Origin of the sequence: Streptomyces yunnanensis (assembly GCF_029011865.1) — a bacterium.
GTDB lineage: Bacteria > Actinomycetota > Actinomycetes > Streptomycetales > Streptomycetaceae > Streptomyces > Streptomyces yunnanensis.
Map to the genome: position 1 here is coordinate 1,298,533 of NZ_CP095749.1, position 15,848 is coordinate 1,314,380.

General features: G+C 72.7%; 14 protein-coding genes and 1 pseudogene. 7 read left to right on the plus strand and 8 right to left on the minus strand.

Translation table 11 applies throughout. The features are described 5' to 3' along the window. Positions 1-58 precede the first annotated feature (58 nt). Both MOV08_RS05520 and MOV08_RS05525 read right to left on the minus strand, forming a co-directional pair. Positions 59-2,464 carry an MFS transporter gene (locus tag MOV08_RS05520; protein WP_275306564.1) on the minus strand — a complete coding sequence of 802 codons (2,406 nt, stop codon included), beginning with the start codon at positions 2,462-2,464 and terminating at the stop codon, positions 59-61. Between the two features lie 434 nt (positions 2,465-2,898). Next, positions 2,899-3,597: a ScbR family autoregulator-binding transcription factor gene (locus MOV08_RS05525; protein ID WP_275306565.1), complete on the minus strand. Its 699-nt coding sequence runs from the start codon at positions 3,595-3,597 to the stop codon at positions 2,899-2,901. Positions 3,598-3,825: 228 nt separating this feature from the next. Between MOV08_RS05525 and MOV08_RS05530 the strand changes: the two genes are divergently transcribed. After that, the gene (locus MOV08_RS05530) at positions 3,826-4,761 is read left to right on the plus strand and encodes a ScbA/BarX family gamma-butyrolactone biosynthesis protein (protein WP_275311701.1); all 936 of its coding nucleotides are present in this window, start codon (positions 3,826-3,828) and stop codon (positions 4,759-4,761) included. 217 nt (positions 4,762-4,978) lie between these two features. Then, positions 4,979-5,743 (plus strand): SDR family oxidoreductase, encoded by a 765-nt coding sequence (locus tag MOV08_RS05535; protein WP_275306566.1) that lies wholly within the window; start codon positions 4,979-4,981, stop codon positions 5,741-5,743. Between the two features lie 63 nt (positions 5,744-5,806). On the opposite strand, the gene MOV08_RS05540 is transcribed toward MOV08_RS05535, so the two are convergent. The 3 genes from MOV08_RS05540 to MOV08_RS05550 all read right to left on the minus strand — a co-directional run bounded on the left by MOV08_RS05540 (position 5,807) and on the right by MOV08_RS05550 (position 8,235). Beyond that, the gene (locus MOV08_RS05540; RefSeq protein WP_039629875.1) at positions 5,807-6,316 is read right to left on the minus strand and encodes a methylated-DNA--[protein]-cysteine S-methyltransferase; all 510 of its coding nucleotides are present in this window, start codon (positions 6,314-6,316) and stop codon (positions 5,807-5,809) included. Further along, positions 6,313-7,791: a DNA-3-methyladenine glycosylase 2 family protein gene (locus tag MOV08_RS05545; RefSeq protein WP_275306567.1), complete on the minus strand. Its 1,479-nt coding sequence runs from the start codon at positions 7,789-7,791 to the stop codon at positions 6,313-6,315. The genes MOV08_RS05540 and MOV08_RS05545 overlap by 4 nt, the downstream gene beginning before the upstream one ends. A gap of 216 nt (positions 7,792-8,007) precedes the next feature. Then, positions 8,008-8,235 carry a hypothetical protein gene (locus tag MOV08_RS05550; RefSeq protein ID WP_039629879.1) on the minus strand — a complete coding sequence of 76 codons (228 nt, stop codon included), beginning with the start codon at positions 8,233-8,235 and terminating at the stop codon, positions 8,008-8,010. 171 nt (positions 8,236-8,406) lie between these two features. Here MOV08_RS05550 and MOV08_RS05555 point away from each other — a divergent pair, with 171 nt between their 5' ends. Then, the gene (locus tag MOV08_RS05555; RefSeq protein WP_420834129.1) at positions 8,407-9,669 is read left to right on the plus strand and encodes a cytochrome P450 family protein; all 1,263 of its coding nucleotides are present in this window, start codon (positions 8,407-8,409) and stop codon (positions 9,667-9,669) included. A gap of 236 nt (positions 9,670-9,905) precedes the next feature. Here the strand turns inward: MOV08_RS05555 and MOV08_RS05560 are convergent, their stop codons facing one another. The 3 genes from MOV08_RS05560 to gcl form a co-directional block, all read right to left on the minus strand. Next, positions 9,906-10,802 (minus strand): 2-hydroxy-3-oxopropionate reductase, encoded by an 897-nt coding sequence (locus MOV08_RS05560; RefSeq protein WP_275306568.1) that lies wholly within the window; start codon positions 10,800-10,802, stop codon positions 9,906-9,908. A gap of 61 nt (positions 10,803-10,863) precedes the next feature. Then, the gene (locus tag MOV08_RS05565; RefSeq protein ID WP_275306569.1) at positions 10,864-11,703 is read right to left on the minus strand and encodes a TIM barrel protein; all 840 of its coding nucleotides are present in this window, start codon (positions 11,701-11,703) and stop codon (positions 10,864-10,866) included. A 139-nt stretch (positions 11,704-11,842) separates the two neighbouring features. Continuing rightward, a complete protein-coding gene (gcl, locus tag MOV08_RS05570; RefSeq protein ID WP_102925190.1) occupies positions 11,843-13,624 on the minus strand; it encodes a glyoxylate carboligase in 1,782 nt (593 codons plus the stop codon). Between the two features lie 317 nt (positions 13,625-13,941). Between gcl and MOV08_RS44100 the strand changes: the two are divergent. The 4 genes and pseudogenes from MOV08_RS44100 to MOV08_RS05585 all read left to right on the plus strand — a co-directional run. Continuing rightward, positions 13,942-14,244: pseudogene (locus MOV08_RS44100) on the plus strand (histidine kinase dimerization/phospho-acceptor domain-containing protein); the annotation flags it as partial. A 100-nt stretch (positions 14,245-14,344) separates the two neighbouring features. Continuing rightward, positions 14,345-14,761 carry a sensor histidine kinase gene (locus MOV08_RS05575; protein ID WP_275306570.1) on the plus strand — a complete coding sequence of 139 codons (417 nt, stop codon included), beginning with the start codon at positions 14,345-14,347 and terminating at the stop codon, positions 14,759-14,761. Continuing rightward, positions 14,704-15,420, plus strand: coding sequence for a glycosyltransferase family 2 protein (locus tag MOV08_RS05580; RefSeq protein ID WP_275306571.1), 717 nt, complete (start codon positions 14,704-14,706; stop codon positions 15,418-15,420). Before MOV08_RS05575 ends, MOV08_RS05580 begins: the two co-directional genes overlap by 58 nt. A gap of 2 nt (positions 15,421-15,422) precedes the next feature. Then, entirely contained in the window at positions 15,423-15,737 is a 315-nt protein-coding gene (locus MOV08_RS05585) for a hypothetical protein (RefSeq protein ID WP_275306572.1), read from the plus strand. Positions 15,738-15,848 lie beyond the last annotated feature (111 nt).

The following is a 15,848-nucleotide window of genomic DNA, read 5'->3' on the forward strand; positions in this document are numbered from 1 at the left end:
CGACCCTCCGCGCTGACGAGGAATCACCGCGGGCCGGCGCACGCCACGGGCGACACGCTCAGCGCTCCCGCTGCCCGGCCCCACCCGGCTGCGCCAACTCCAGGTCCAGCCGCGCATCCGCGCCGCCCGCCAGGGATATCGGCGCGGCGTGCGGCGGATAGCCGGCCGCCGAGAGGGTGTAGTGGCTTCCGGCCAGGTCCGTGAAGGCATAGGCGCCGTCCGGCCCGGTGACCGCGTGCCCGGCGACCGTCCCGTCCTCCAGCAGGGTGACGGTGGCGTCCGCCAAGGGGTGCCCGTCCGGCCCGCGGACCGTACCGCGCACGGTGGCGCCGGGCCGCAGCCGCACCTCCTGGTGGCGCGTATCGCCCCCGGCGCCGTCGACGCCCCCGCCCAACTGGACGGCATGCGCGGTCGGCTGGTGCCCCGGAGCGCTGAAGACGAGGGTGTAGGGCCCGTCCGGCAGTTGGGCGACCGTCCACCGCCCGTCGGCTCCGGTCGTCGTGTGCGTCACCACGTCGCCGTGGGCATCGGTGATCACGACGTGCGCTCCGGTCAGCGCCGTCCCTTCCGGGCCACCGAGCACGGTGCCGGCGAGGCGGCTGCCGGTGGGCGTCAGCACCAGGTCCGCCCCGGCCACCGTGCCCTCGCCGGCATGCGCGACGGAGACGGCCTGCGGGGCGTGCGCCTGGGCGGCGCCGGTCAGGACGTATGTGCCCGCGGCCGGGGCGGCCAGCGCATAACTGCCGTCGGGCGCGGCCGTGGTGACCCCGGCCTGCTGCCCGTGCCGGTCGATCAGGGTGACCGTGGCGCCCGGCACCGGGCCGCCTGCGGTGTCCACGACCCGCCCCCGGAACCCGGCGGCCGGCTCGTCCGCCGCTCCCGCAACGGGTGCGCTCCGCCCGGCCGCGTCCGACGGGACGTCCGCCGCGACCGCGGCGCCGGGACCGGCTGTGCCGGCCTCGTCCGCGCTCTGCGCCAGCGGCGTCGTCCGCGCCCCGGCGGCCTTCCGCTGGGACGGCAGGAAGGCCGCCACCAGCACCCCGAGGGCGACCGCGGCGGTGGCGATCAGGAACGAGACCCGGAACCCGGCCATCGTGGGCACCGTGACCGGCCCCAGCGGCTCGGACATACGGGCCAGCACCATGCCGATGACGGCGCTGGACACGGACGTGCCGATCGAACGCATCAGGGTGTTCAGGCCGTTGGCCGCGCCGGTCTCGGACGGATCGACGGCCCCGATGATGAGCGCCGGGAGCGAGGAGTACGCCAGGCCGATGCCCGCGCCGACCACCACCGCGATCACGACCGTCTGCCAGGGGGCCTGCATCAGGCCGATCCCGCCGCCGTAACCGACCCCGATGACCAGCATGCCGAGCAGCAGCGAGACCTTGGGGCCGCGGCGGGCCGCGATCCGTGCGTACAGCGGTGCCACGAACATCATCGTCAGCCCCAGCGGCGCCACGCACAGCCCGGCCACCACCATCGACTGGCCGAGGCCGTAGCCGGTCGACGTGGGCAGCTGGAGCAGCTGCGGCAGCACCAGCGAGATGGCGTAGAACGCCACTCCGACCGTGATGGAGGCGAGGTTGGTGAGCAGCACCTCGCGCCGGGCGGTGGTGCGCAGATCCACCAGCGGGTCGGCGATCCGCAGCTCCATCACGCCCCACAGCACCAGGATCAGCGCCGCGGCCCCGAACAGGCCGAGGGTGCGGGGCGATCCCCAACCCCACTCGCTCGCCTTGGTGATCGGCAGCAGGAAGGCGACCAGGCCGACCGACAGGCCGAGGGCGCCGGCGACATCGAAGCGGCCGGGCGCCCGCACCGAGGTCTCCGGGACGACCAGCACGGTGAGCAGCATCGACAGCACGCCGAGCCCGGCGGCGGCGAAGAACAGCGTGTGCCAGTCGGCGTGTTGGGCCACCAGGGCCGCGGCGGGCAGCGCCAGTCCGCCGCCGACGCCGATCGAGGAGCTCATCAGGGCCATGGCGGAGCCGAGCCGCTCCCGGGGCAGTTCATCGCGCATCAGGCCGATGCCGAGGGGTATCGCGCCCATCGCGAAGCCCTGCAGCGCCCGCCCGACGATCATGACGAGCAACTGGTCGGTGAAGCCACAGATCAGCGAGCCCACGACCATGACGGCGAGACTCGTCAGCAGCATCCGCCGCTTGCCGTAGAGGTCGCCGAGGCGGCCCATGATGGGGGTGGCGACCGCACCGGCGAGGAGGGTGGCCGTCATGACCCAGGTGGCGTTGCTGGGCGCGGTGCCGAGCAGGGTCGGCAGGTCCTTGATGACCGGCACGAGCAGCGTCTGCATCACCGCGACGACGATGCCGGCGAAGGCGAGCACCGGGACGATGCCGGCGTGCGTTCTGCGGTGTCCGCCCTTGGCGGGCGGGGGCAGTGGCGGCACGGCGGCGGAGTCCGCAGCCCCCGCGGGGAGCTGGTCCGTCATCGTCTGGGTCATGCGTGCGGCCTCCAGGGCGGCAGGAGCGAGCGGAGAGGGTGCGCGGCGCGCGAAGCATGGGGCATGGCCCCTTGATACGTGCATGGCGAACGTTTCAGCTCGGGGGCCTATTCCAAGCCACCCGGCCAGATCTCGGGCTCCGGACGGTGATCTCGCTCACGCCGACCACGCCCGGCCCCCGCCTGCACCAACTCCCGTACGCAGCCCGCCCCTTCGGGCCCGCCATCCCGTCCATCGCCCCTCCCCCGGTCTCGTTCCGGACACGGGATCCAGTGAACCGCACACCACTGACAATCGACCGGCCGAGGGATCAAGACTGGGTCAAGAGCGGAGCACGGGCAGCGGGGCCGCGCCCGGGACGGAACCGACGTATCAGCACACCCGGGGAACTTCCGCCCCGCGACATCCGCACCCCGAGGAGCTCCCGCGGCGCGCTACGGCGCCGCGTTCTGCAGGTCCGCCTCCAGCGCGGCGGCGTGCTCCGCCGCCTCCGCCGCGCGTTCCCGGAGCTCCGCATCAAGCCGCGCACCCCGCTCCGGGTCGAGCCTGAGTTTGGCGAGAACGGCCGGCACCGCGATGGTGGGCAGGGTGTGCTCGAAGAAGACCAACAGCCGATGACTGACGTCGTTCTGGTCGGTGAACGCCTTGGACATCATCTGAAGCCCGGCGAAGGCACCGACGAACAGCTCCGCCGTGTCCCGCACGTTGACGCTCTCCAGGACTTCGCCCCGCGCCTTGGCCTCCCTGAGCAGTCCCTCGACGAACGTGGTCCACGCCGACATCGACTGCTTGCGATCGAGCTGGTTGGCACCCGGCTCGATGGCGAGACGGGCGGCGCCGCGCTGGATCGGATCGTGTCGCAGCCGGCACGCCAGAATCTGCCCGGCGTCCACGAACTCCTGGAGTTTGATCGGCTGCGGCTGCACCGCAATATCGAGCACCTGCTCGTGCAGCACGGCGAGCGCAAGATCTTCTTTGGAGGGAAAGTGGAAATACAGGGCACCCTTCGTCACGCCGGCGCGCGAGAGAATCTCAGCAATCGTCGCGCGGTCGAAGCCGTGTTCATCGAAGACCGCCGCGGCGGTTTCCAAGATCACTCGTCGCGTCTTGATTGCGCGGTCCTGACGTGCCACAGAGCGCCTCCTGTCTGTCAAAGGCTCAAGCTTCTCAGTATTTCGCCACAGCTCAAGTCTCCTCCAGATCGGCGGATCGCCTTTGCCCGCACACCGGCATTGAAAAGAAAACCGGATGGTACGTATCTTAATCGTGTCCGGAGCTCTTCCGTAGAGACACACATAGGGGCTGTCATGAGCGACACGTTGCAGGCCAGCAGCACGGTTCCAGTCACGAGCCGACGCCGGATGCAGCAGGTCCAGAACCCACCGGCCGCAAGCCGGCCGGGGTCCGACACCAGTGCCCCGATCCCTCACGAGTTTCTGCACCGCCCTCTCGTGGAGGACATTTTGATCACTTCCTGGCGCCGACTGGGCCAGGACCGCTTCTCCGTGACCGCCCAGTGGCCGCACGATCACCTCTACTTCGCCCCCCACGACAGCCGGCCCCATCCGATGCTGGCGGGAGAGACCATCCGACAGGCCGGACTACTGCTCTGCCACACCGAGTTCGGGGTACCGCTCGGTCATCACTTCATCCTTCACGACCTCGTCTACACCGCCGACCCCGCGCACCGCGTCTCCGGGAACGGGCCGACGCAGCTGAGCATCGACGTCGTGTGCAGCCGGACACGGATGCGCGCCGGCATGCTGTCCAGCAGCCGCTTCGACATGACGATCCGCAAGGACGGCCGCGTCGTCGCGACCGGCCACTCCCATGTCAGCGTCACCTCGCCGGCCGTCTACCGCCGGGTCCGCGGGGAACGGATCACGGCCCGCCACGTCCCCGGCCCGCTCCCCACCCCCGTCGCGCCGGGACTGACCGGCAGCGCCACCGAGCGGGACGTCCTGCTCTCCCCCGCCGGGCAGCCCGGCGGATGGCTGCTGCGGATCGCGCCCGGCCACCCCACGGTCGTCAATCCCGCCAACGACCACGTGCCCGGACTGTCCCTGCTCGACGCGGCGCAGCAGGCCGCCCGCGCGCTGACCGGGAGCAGCTCCTTCCTGCCCTACGCCTTCGGCACCGAGTTCCACCGCTACGCGGAACACGGCCGCCCGTGTCTGATCGAGGCGCGGCGGAAGGTGCCGACGGCCACCGGCACCACGACGGTCCAGGTCACCGGGTCCCAGGACGGGGATCCGGTCTTCGCCTCCGTCCTCACGGCCCTGGATGCGCGCAGCTGACCGGACGGGCGGGCCGCCACCGAACCGCCCGTCCGAGCCCACCGCCGCATGAGCGCCGGCGCGCACGCGCCACCCCCCTTCGTCATGAGCCAGACCGGCTCATGCACCGTGTAGGCAGACGACATACCGGAACAACGGCCGGGCCGCCCGCACAGCACTCCTCTTTGACACGGCGGCAACCGACCGCCAGAAGCACTACGGAAGGCCGACAACGACCATGGGTGACCTTTACGGAAAGACCGCGCTGGTTACGGGATCCAGCCGCGGCATCGGGCGGGGCATCGCCCAGCGCCTCGCGCAGGACGGCGCCGTGGTCGCCGTCCATTACGGGAGCAACGAGGGCGCGGCCAAGGAGACCGTCGAGGGCATCCGGGACAACGGCGGCCGGGCGTTCCTGGTCGGTGCGGAGCTGGGCGTCCCGGGCGACGCCGAGGCGCTGTTCGACGCCTTCGACGCCGGGCTGGCCGCGGCGGGCGCGGAACCCGGCCTGGACATCCTCGTCAACAACGCGGCGATCAGCCTGCCGGGGCACATCGGCGAGGTGACGACCGAGGAGTTCGACCGGACCATCGCGATCAACACCAAGGCCCCGTTCTTCATCATCCAGCACGGTCTGCGGCGGATGCGGGACGGCGGGCGGATCGTCAACATCTCGTCCGCGGTGACGAGTACGGCCTTCCCCTCCACCATCGCCTACGGGCTCTCCAAGGGCGCGATCGACACCCTCACCCGGACCCTCGCCAAGGACGTCGGCGAGCGCGGGATCACGGTGAACACCGTGGCGCCCGGATTCATAGAGACCGATATGAACGCGGCCATGCGGTCAACTCCCGAGGCACATGCGGCACTTGCCGCCATCTCGGTGTTCAACCGGCTCGGCCGACCCGCCGACGTCGCGGACGTGGTCGCCTTCCTCGCCTCCGACGACTCCCGTTGGATCACCGGCCAGCGCATCGACGTCACCGGCGGGTCGATGCTCTGACCGACCCGGTCCGCCGGTCCGGGTGGGTGCCCGGACCGGCGGGCGCGGCCGTGTTCGGCCGGCTCAACGGGCCTCCGGCGCCGCCCCTTCGAGGCCGAGGAGCAGTTGCTTACGGGCCAGGCCGCCGGCGTAGCCGGTGAGCGACCCGTCGGCTCCGATGACGCGGTGGCAGGGCCGGACCACCAGCAGCGGGTTGGCGCCGATCGCCGTCCCGACGGCGCGGACCGCACCGCGCGGCGCCCCGATGGCGGCGGCGATCGCTCCGTAGGTGGTGGTCGTGCCGTACGGGATGGCCTCCAGCGCCGCCCAGACGCGCTGTTGGAAGTCCGTGCCGCGGGGGGCGCACTCGACGGCGAACGGCTGCTGCGCCCCGTCGAAGTACGCCCGGAGCTGGCGGGCGATCCCGGCGAACGCGGCCGGGTCGTGCGTCCAGTCGTCCTGGACGACGGCCCCGCGCTTCTGGCCCGGCACGGAGAGCGAGGCGAGCGCGGTGCCGCCGGGTGCGGTGGCGGACCGCTCGCCGACCAGCAGGAGTTCGCCCAGGGGGCTGTCGAGGGTGGCGTAGAGGGTCATGCATCGATCCGTTCTGTCGGGTTCGGGTGCCGTTCCGCGGTGCCGGCGGGGTCGGCGGCCCAGAGGTGGTGCGTCGCGTACGAGCGCCAGGGGCTCCACACTGCCGGGTCGGTGCCCGCCGGCGGTGCGCCGAGGAGGACGTCGGGGTCGCCCAGCGCCCGCATCCGGATGTAGTCGGCGGTCCACGGACCGATGCCGGGGAGCCCGCGGAGCGCGCGTTCGGCCCGGTCGCGGTCGGTCCCGGCGTCCAGGACGACGTCCCGGGCGGCGAGGGCGGCGGCGAGGGCGCGCAGCGCGGCGATCCGCGCGTCGGACAGGCCGAGCCCGGTGAGTGGCGCGTCCGCCAACTCGGCGGCCCGCGGGAAGAGATGGCCGAGGGTGCCGGCAGGCCGGGGCAGCGGCTCCCCGTGCGCGGCGACCAGGCGTGCGCCCAGGGCCCGGCCGGCGGCGGTCCCGGCCCGCCTGCCGAGGACGGCGCGCACCGCGAGTTCGTCCGGGTCCACGGTCCCCGGGGAGCGCAGCCCCGGGCAGCGGGCGACCAACGGGGCCAGCGCGGGATCCGCACCGAGGCGTTCGCCGACCGCGAACGGGTCGGCGTCCAGGTCGAACAGGCGGCGGACGCGCTGGGCGGCGGTGGCCAGGTCCCGCAGCTCGGTGAGGTGCAGTCGGCAGTCCAGCCAGCCGTCGCCGGTGGCCTCGTCGACCTCCGCGATGCCGGTGCCGTGGGGCAGCCGCAGGGTGCGCCGGTACGTCCGGCCGCCGGGCTCCCCGGTGACCTCCTCGATCCCGTCGAGCGCCCGCTGCGCCAGGTAGTCGAAGATCTGCCGGGCCGCGTACGGGCCGCGGTACGCCAACCTCAGCGGCAGCACGCCGGGCGTGCCGGACGGGGCCGCAAGGCCGCCGAAGCGGGAACCGGGCCCGGGGCGGACCGCCCGCAGTCCGCTCGGGGTGAGCGCATAGATCTCCTTGACGGTGTCGTTGAACTGCCGGACGCTGGCGAATCCGGCGGCGAAGGCGATGTCGGCGATCGGCAGCGCGGTGGTCTGCAGCAGCACCCGCGCGGTGTGCGCGCGCTGCGCCCGGGCCAGGGCGGCGGGTCCGGCGCCGAGCTCGGCGGTCAGCTGCCGCTGCACCTGCCGGGCGCTGTAGCCGAGCCGGTCGGCCAGCCCGGCAACGCCCTCCCGGTCGACCACCCCGTCGCCGATCAGCCGCATCGCCCGCCCCACGACATCCGCCCGGGCGTTCCACTCGACCGAGCCGGGGACCGCGTCCGGGCGGCACCGCCGGCAGGCCCGGAATCCGGAGCCCTGCGCGGCCGCGGCGGTCGGGAAGAAGGTGACGTTCCGCCGCCGCGGGGTGGTCGCGGGGCAGCTCGGCCGGCAGTAGATCCCCGTCGTCGACACCGCGAAGAAGAACGCCCCGTCGAACCTGGCGTCCCGGCTCCGCACCGCCTCGTACCTGCTGTCCTCGCTCATCACACCCCCACTGTGCGTCATTCCGCGCCGCCGCTCTGGCGGAAATCGGACACGGCGCTGTCGGCGCCGGGCCGGGGCGAGGGCCGAGCCGGTGCGGCGGCCAGGAGGACCACGTCGAGCGACAACGGGTGCCCACGGATGCAAGCGGGGGGCCGGCGTGGGCTCGGGGAGGGAGGACGGGCCGGGCGCGTCTCGGAGGTGCCGGGCCGGGGCCCGTCACGGCGACGGCATCGGCCAGTCGTCCAGGGAGCCGCCGCGCCACTCGACCAGGCGGGGGTCGTCCAGTGCGATGTCCTCGGCGGGGCCGGCAACGCCCGCGCGCCGGAGGAACTCCGCCACGTCGCCGCGGCCATGGGCCAGGCCGACGATCTGCCCGTGCACGGTCACCCGGCGTCCACCGGAGGGCGTCGGTGGGTGCACGATGACAGGCGGATGCTCGGACATGCCTCCAGCGTGCGCCGGGCTCCGCGCGCTCGCACCTCGGCGGTGGGATCTCACCCGGACGGCTGGGATCGGGACCGGACGGGGCGACCGGCGCCGGTGCGAAGGTGGTCACCGGGCCGGTCCGGGAGGACGGGCGCGGACCTGACCGCGAACGAGAGCACGAGGGTGGCAGTGAACAACCCCATGGAGTCGGCCGAGTTCTCCCGCAACCCCTACCCGCTGCTCGCCGCGCTCCGGGCGGGCGGCCCGGTGCAGCGGGTGCGGACCGGCAAGGACCGCACGACGTGGGTGGTGACCGGCTGGGCGGAGGCACGCGCGGCGCTGGCCGACCGACGGCTGTCGAAGGACACCGCACGGTACTTCGCGGACCGGCCCTCCGGACGCGATCTGGCACCGGCCGTCAGCCGGAGCATGCTGGCCACCGACCCGCCGGACCACGGCCGGCTGCGGAAACTGGCCATGACGGCCTTCACCCCCGCGGCGGTGAGCCGGCTGGAGCCCCGTATCCGGGAGATCGCGGAGGGGCTGGCCGCGGCGCTGGCCGGGGCCGCGCAGGCGGCGGGCGGCGGCCCCGTCGATCTGGTCGAGGGGTTCGCGGCGCCGCTGCCGATCACGGTGATCTGCGAGCTGTTGGCGGTGCCGGACCCGGACCGGGCCGCGGTGCGCCGGTGGTCCGACGACCTGTTCGCGGCGGCGGATCCGGACACCGCCGACCGGGCCTCGCACGCCCTGGCCGGGTACCTGGCCGAGTTGATCGCGGCGCGGCGCGCGGCGCCCGGGGACGACGTGCTGAGCGGCTTGATCGCCGCCCGGGACGCCGGCGACCGGCTCAGCGAGCCCGAACTCGTCTCGCTGGCCGTGCTGTTGGTGGTCGCCGGGCACGAGACCACGGCCAATCTGATCGGCAACGGCCTGCTGGCCCTGCTCCGCGACGACGCGCTGCGCGCCCGCCTGCGGGACGACGCGGGGCTGCTGCCCGCCGCGGTGGAGGAGTTCCTGCGGTTCGACGCGCCGGTGACGCTGGCGACCTTCCGTTACGCCACCGAGCCGTTCGACCTCGGCGGCGCCCGCATCGGGGCGGGGGACGTGGTCATGGTCTCGCCCGGCGGCGCCAACCGCGACCCTGCGCGGTTCGACGAGCCGGACGCGGTACGGCTGGACCGCCCGGCCCCGGGCGGCCATGTGTCCTTCGGGCACGGGCCGCACCACTGCCTGGGCGCGCCGCTGGCCCGGGCCGAGGCCCGGATCGCCTTCGCGGTACTGCTCGCCCGCTTCCCCGCACTGCGACCCGCCGCGGACGGCAGGGACGCCTCCGACGGCCCCGACGGGGTCAGTTGGCGACGGACCCGGCTCATGCGCGGCCCGGCCCGGCTCCCGGCGCTCCTGGGGCCGATCGCGGGCGGCACGAACGGGGCGCCGCCGGCGCGGCGTTGAGGCGAGGCGGCTCGCGGACGGCCCGGCCCGGCCGTTCGGCGTGCGACGGCCCTCTTCAAGGCACCGGCGCCGCGACCGCAGTGCGGCGGTCGCGGCGCCGGTCGTCCGTGGCCCGTCGCGGTCCGGGACCGCGGAACGGGTCGGCCCTTGCCCCAGCCCCTGCTTCAGCCTTTGCTCCAGCGCTTGGTTCAGCCCTGGATGCGGACCTGGCTACAGACCTGGATCCGGACCCGGGTTCAGTCCTTGAGGTCGTATCCGGAGAGGCGTTCGACGCCGCGGAGGAGGGCGGAGTGGTCCAGGCCGCCGTCGCCCTGGGCGCGCAGGGAGGCCACGAGGGAGGCGACGACGGAGCCGACGGGCAGGGCGGCGCCGACGGTGCGGGCGGCGTCGGTGACGATGCCCATGTCCTTGTGGTGCAGGTCGATGCGGAAGCCGGGCTTGAAGTCGCGGTGGGCGAAGTTGTCCTTCTTGCGGGCCAGGACGGTGGAGCCGGCCAGGCCGCCGGCCAGGACGTCGAGGGCGGCGGGCAGGTCGACGCCGGACTTCTCCAGGAAGACCACGGCTTCGGCGCAGGCTTGGATGTTGACGGCGACGATGAGCTGGTTGGCGGCCTTGACGGTCTGGCCGGCGCCGTGCGGGCCGCACAGCACGATGGTCTTGCCCAGGGCTTCCAGGATCGGCTTGGCGGCGTCGAAGTCGGCCTGCTGGCCACCGACCATGATCGACAGGACGGCCTCGATGGCGCCGGCCTCGCCGCCGGAGACGGGGGCGTCCAGGACCCGGATGCCCTTCTCGGCGGCGTTCTTGGCCAGGTCGATGGAGGTCTGCGGGGTGATCGAGGACATGTCGATCAGCAGCGCGCCGGACTTGGCGTTCGCCAGGATGCCGTCGGGGCCGTAGGCGATGGCCTCGACGTGCGGGGAGGCCGGGACCATCGTGATGATGACGTCGGCGTCGGCGACGGCCGCGGCGATGTCGGTGGCGGCGGTGCCGCCGGCCGCGGCCAGGCGCTCCAGCTTGTCGGCTTCCAGGGTGTAACCGGTCACCGCGTAGCCGGCCTTGATCAGATTCTCGGCCATGGGCGAACCCATGATGCCCAGCCCGATCCACGCAATCTTCGGCAGGTTGCTCATTGAGAAGCCTCTTTCACACTCAGAACTAAGGGGACGCGTACGCCGGCGGACCGAAAAGGGGTCAGTGGGCGGCGCGCAGGGCCGCGGGGAGCCAGGTGAAGGACTCGGTGCTCGGGCGGTCGCCCGGCTTGTATTCCAGGCCGACGTAGCCGTCGTAGCCGGCCTTCTTCAGACGGCCGAGCAACTCCTCCAGTGGGAGCGAGCCGGTGCCGGGCGCGCCGCGGCCGGGGTTGTCGGCGATCTGCACGTGTGCGGTCTTGGGCGTGTAGTGGTCGATGACCTCCGCGAGGTCCTCGCCGTTCATCGACAGGTGGTACAGGTCCATCAGGAACCGTGCGTTGTCCAACCCGGTGGCGGCGTTGACCGCGTCGACCACCTCGATCGCCTTGGGTGCCGAGACGATCGGACACGCCGGCGACTCCGGCGCGTTGAGCGCCTCGATCAGCAGCGTGCCGTCCACCTCGCCCACCGCCCGCGCCGCGAAGGCCAGGTTCTCCAGCGCAAGAGCATCCTGCTCCTCAGGCGTGGTGCCCTCGACGCGGTTGCCGTACAGGGCGTTGAAGGTGGTGCAGCCCAGCGACGCGGCGAACGCGATCGCCACCGGCACGTTCGCCCGGAACCTCTCCGACTCCACCCCCGGAACCGACAGCGCACCACGATCCGGACCCGGCAACTGCCCGGCGTAGAAGTTCAGACCCGTCAACTGCGTCCCGGCATCACGCAGCGCATCGCCCAGCGCGTCCAGCTCGGACCGCTCCGGGGTCGGGGCGTCCACCCACGGCCACCACAGCTCCACCGCGGTGAAACCCGCCGCCCGCGCGGCCGCCGGCCGCTCCAACAACGGAAGCTCGGTGAACAGGATCGACAGATTGACGTTGAAGCGCGTGTCCGTGAAACCCATAAGGCCCGGCACTCCTTCCGGATAGCGGATTTCTGTTTTTGCTTTACGGGATGTTGCGGAGGCCGGGCACGGCGGTCAAGCCGCGCCCGGCATCCGGACCGGGTCGGCCCGGAACGGGTCCGGAAACCGGCTCCGCCCGTCAGACCTTGAGCGGCTTGATCGCGGTGGGCGCGTGGCCGGGCTCGGTCGCGACCTCTTCCCACTCGTTGACCTTGTCGATCTCCGCGGCGGCCATGGAGATGTTGGTGATCCGCTCCAGGATCGCCTCGACGACGACCGGGACACGGTGCTCGGCGGCCAGCTTCTTGGCCTCCTCGAAGGCGGCGCCCAGCTGGCTGGGGTCGGTGACCCGGATGGCCTTGCAGCCCAGGCCCTCGGCGACCTTGACGTGGTCCACGCCGTAGACGCCCAGCTCCGGCGAGTTGATGTTCTCGAACTCCAGGTTGACCTGGAAGTTGATGTCGAAGTTGCGCTGCGCCTGGCGGATCAGGCCCAGGTAGGCGTTGTTCACCAGGACATGGACGTAGGGGATCTTGTGCTGGGCGCCGACCGCCAGCTCCTCGATCATGAACTGGAAGTCGTAGTCGCCGGACAGCGCGACGACGGGGGTCTCCGGGTCGGCCTTGGCGACGCCCAGGGCGGCCGGGATGGTCCAGCCGAGCGGGCCGGCCTGTCCGCAGTTGATCCAGTGGCGCGGCTTGTAGACGTGCAGCATCTGCGCGCCGGCGATCTGGGAAAGGCCGATGGTGGTGACGTAGCGGGTCTCCGGGCCGAACGCCTTGTTCATCTCCTCGTAGACGCGCTGCGGCTTCATCGGGATGTCGTCGAAGTGCGTACGGCGCTGGAGTTGGGCCTTGCGCTCCTGGGTGGAGGCGGCCCAGTCACTGCGGTCGGGCAGCTTGCCGGCGGCCTTGAGCTCCTTGGCCACCTCGACGAACAGCTCCAGGGCGGCCTTGGCGTCCGAGGCGATGCCGTAGTCCGGCGCGAAGATCTTGCCGATCTGGGTCGGCTCGACGTCGACGTGGACGAACTTCCGGCCCTTGGTGTACAGGTCCAGCTTGCCGGTGTGGCGGTTGGCCCAGCGGTTGCCGATGCCGAGGACGAAGTCGGACTCCAGGAAGTTCGCGTTGCCGTAGCGGTGCGAGGTCTGCAGGCCGACCATGCCCGCGTTCAGCTCGTGGTCGTCGGGGACGATGCCCCAGCCCATCAGGGTCGGGATGACCGGGGTGCCGGTCAGTTCGGCGAACTCGACCAGCAGGTCGGACGCGTCGGCGTTGATGATGCCACCGCCGGCGACGATCAGCGGGCGCTCGGACTCGTTGAGGAGGGTAATCGCCTTCTCGATCTGGGCGCGGGTCGCGGCCGGCTTGAAGGCAGGCAGCGGCTCGTACAGCTCCGGGTCGAAGTCGATCTCGGTGAGCTGGACGTCGATGGGCAGGTCGATCAGGACCGGGCCGGGGCGGCCGGAGCGCATCAGGTGGAACGCCTGCTGGAAGACGCCGGGGACCTGGGCGGCCTCCATGACCGTGGTCGCGGCCTTGGCGACCGGCTTGGCGATCGCGGCGATGTCGACGGCCTGGAAGTCCTCCTTCTGGATCACCGCGGTGGGCGCCTGGCCGGTGATGCAGAGGATCGGGATGGAGTCGCCGGTGGCGGAGTACAGGCCGGTGATCATGTCCGTGCCGGCCGGGCCCGACGTGCCGATGCAGACGCCGATGTTGCCCGGGTGGGTCCGGGTGTAGCCCTCGGCCATGTGCGAGGCGCCCTCAACGTGGCGGGCCAGCGTGTGGTCGATCCCGCCCGCGGCCTTGAGCGCCGCGTAGAAGGGGTTGATCGCCGCGCCGGGCACTCCGAAGGCGTTGGTCACGCCCTCGCGCTTGAGGATCTCCACCGCAGCGCGGGCGGCTGTCATTCGAGGCATCGAGTACTCCTGCGTCGACCTGTCACGGGCATCACCGACCGAAGAGGCCGGAGCTTAATTCCGCATCATGGAATTAATGTTTTGCTTTATGGAAGGAACGTAGAGCGAGACGTTCGACCCGTCAAGAGGCGATCGCGCTGCGACGGCAGTCGGAGGACGGGCCGGAGCACGGCCCGGAGGACGACCCGGAGCTCGGCCCGGAGCACGGAAGAAGCGCGCACCAGGCGAACGCCCGGTACGCGGCATACGGCGGCCCGCCTTCGCGGTGCCCCCGGACCCGGCGCGCCGCGCGCACCACCGCGCTCGCGGCGCGCCGCGTGCACCGCGCCGCCGAGTTCCCGCTCGCCGACGGCCGGATCATCCGGCGCGAGACGGCCCCGCTCTACGACGCGGACGGGCGGCCCTTCGGCTCGCCGTGGACCGCCGAGGGCAAACACCGCGAGCACGCGCTGCACCGCGACAACGCGGCACTCGCCGAACTCGCCCGCCGGCGCAACGAGTTCCTCGCCTCCGCCTCGCACAACCTGCGGACCCCGCTGACCTCCGTCCTCAGCTTCCGCGACCTGCTCGCCGACCCGGCCTGCGGCCCGCTCGGCGCCGAGCAGCGGGAGTTCCTCGCCACGATCCGCCGCAACGCCGAGCGGATGGCGTCCGTCATCGCCGCGCTGCTGGAGACCGCCGTGCTGCGCGAGCCGCGGCGCCGGCTGGAAGTTCGGCACGGTGGACGTGGCCCGGCTGGTCGAGCACGCGGTGCGGGACCGGATGCCCACACTGACGGCGGCCGGCGTGTTCACCGTGCTGCGCTGCGCGCCGGGCCCCGCGCTGCACGGGGACGAGCACCGGCTGGCGCAGGCGCTCGACAACCTCCTGGAGAACGCGGCCAAGTTCACCCCGTCCGGCGGGGAGGTCGAGGTCGGTGCCGCGGCGGACGGCGACACCTGGCGCATCGTGGTGGCGGACACCGGCATCGGCGTGCCCGAGTCGCACCGTGAGGAGATCTTCTCCGGCTTCGTCCGGGCCCCCAACGCCCCGACCGGACCGGGCACATCGTCGCCGCGCTCGCCGAGGACGACCGCCGGGTGCACCTCGTCCGCCGGGTGCGCCCGCAGGCCCGCACCGGCAAGGGTGACGCCCTGAACGCCGCCTACGACCAGCTCGCGGAGTTCCTGCCGGCGGACACCAACCGATCGGCGGTGGTGGTCTGCGTGGTCGACGCCGACGGGCGCCTGGGCCCCGGAGCCCTCGCGGCGGTGTCCGGAGCGGCCGGGTTCGCCGATCCGGAGGTCGGCGGGGTACAGGTGGGCGTGCGGATGCGCAATGTCGGCGAGGAGCGTCCGCTGCCCGACCGCGGCCGGGTCGCCAACGCCCTGGCCCGTCTGCCGGTCCAGGTCCAGGACATGGAGTTCGCGGTGTCCAACGCGGGGATGCAGCTGGTGCGGGTGCGCACCGGCTCGGTCGGGCTGGGCGGCAACGGCCAGTTCACCCGGCTGTCCGCCCTCGACCGGATCGCCGCCACCGAGCGCCGCCCCTGGAAGCGGGGCGCCCTGTTGGAGGACTACGAGCTGGGCCTGCACATGATCCTGGCCGGCTTCCGGGTCACCCACCTCGCCGACACCTGGGTCCCCCAGGAGGGCCTGCCGCACCTCCGCCGGCTGTTGACCCAGCGCACCCGCTGGGCCCAGGGCAACCTCCAGTGCGTCCGCTACGCCCCGCGCATCGTCTCCTCCCGCCACTACAGCGGCCGGGGCGTCTGGAGACGCTCTACACCTTCGGCCAGCCGGTGGCTCACCTGGTGACGATGGGGCTGCCCCTGGCACTGCTGGTGCTCGGCGGTTTCGGCGCGCTGACGCTGTGGCCGCTGGCGCCGATCCTGGCGGTGCTGGCCATCGGCCCGTTCCTGCTGTGGAGCCCGGTCTACCGTCGCGACCACGCGCTGGAGGCGTCCCGGCTGACGGCCCTCCTGTGGGGCGCCGCCCTGTGGCTGTACGCCTACCACCCCTTCGTGGTGTCGGCCCGTGGGTTCGTGCGGATGCTCCGGGGTCGCAACGGCTGGGCCAAGACCCGGCGCAACGCGGAACCGGTGACGGACGGTTCGGTGGCCCGGGAATCCTGACCGGCGCTCAGGCACCGCCGTCTCACCAGCTGGACGTGGAACTGATCACATAGAGAGCAGGGAATGGGCTCGACATGATTGGGTAGTCGGGCGCCGGCGGCGCGCACCCAT

Coding starts and splice junctions, on each gene's coding strand:
- MOV08_RS05535 (WP_275306566.1), top strand. CDS start 4,979: ATGGGTGACCTTTACGGAAAGACCGCGCTGGTTACGGGATCCAGCCGC.
- MOV08_RS05550 (WP_039629879.1), bottom strand. CDS start 8,235: ATGTCCGAGCATCCGCCTGTCATCGTGCACCCACCGACGCCCTCCGGT.
- MOV08_RS05540 (WP_039629875.1), bottom strand. CDS start 6,316: ATGACCCTCTACGCCACCCTCGACAGCCCCCTGGGCGAACTCCTGCTG.
- gcl (WP_102925190.1), bottom strand. CDS start 13,624: ATGCCTCGAATGACAGCCGCCCGCGCTGCGGTGGAGATCCTCAAGCGC.
- MOV08_RS05530 (WP_275311701.1), top strand. CDS start 3,826: ATGCAGCAGGTCCAGAACCCACCGGCCGCAAGCCGGCCGGGGTCCGAC.
- MOV08_RS05520 (WP_275306564.1), bottom strand. CDS start 2,464: ATGACCCAGACGATGACGGACCAGCTCCCCGCGGGGGCTGCGGACTCC.
- MOV08_RS05565 (WP_275306569.1), bottom strand. CDS start 11,703: ATGGGTTTCACGGACACGCGCTTCAACGTCAATCTGTCGATCCTGTTC.
- MOV08_RS05560 (WP_275306568.1), bottom strand. CDS start 10,802: ATGAGCAACCTGCCGAAGATTGCGTGGATCGGGCTGGGCATCATGGGT.
- MOV08_RS05585 (WP_275306572.1), top strand. CDS start 15,423: ATGGGGCTGCCCCTGGCACTGCTGGTGCTCGGCGGTTTCGGCGCGCTG.
- MOV08_RS05545 (WP_275306567.1), bottom strand. CDS start 7,791: ATGAGCGAGGACAGCAGGTACGAGGCGGTGCGGAGCCGGGACGCCAGG.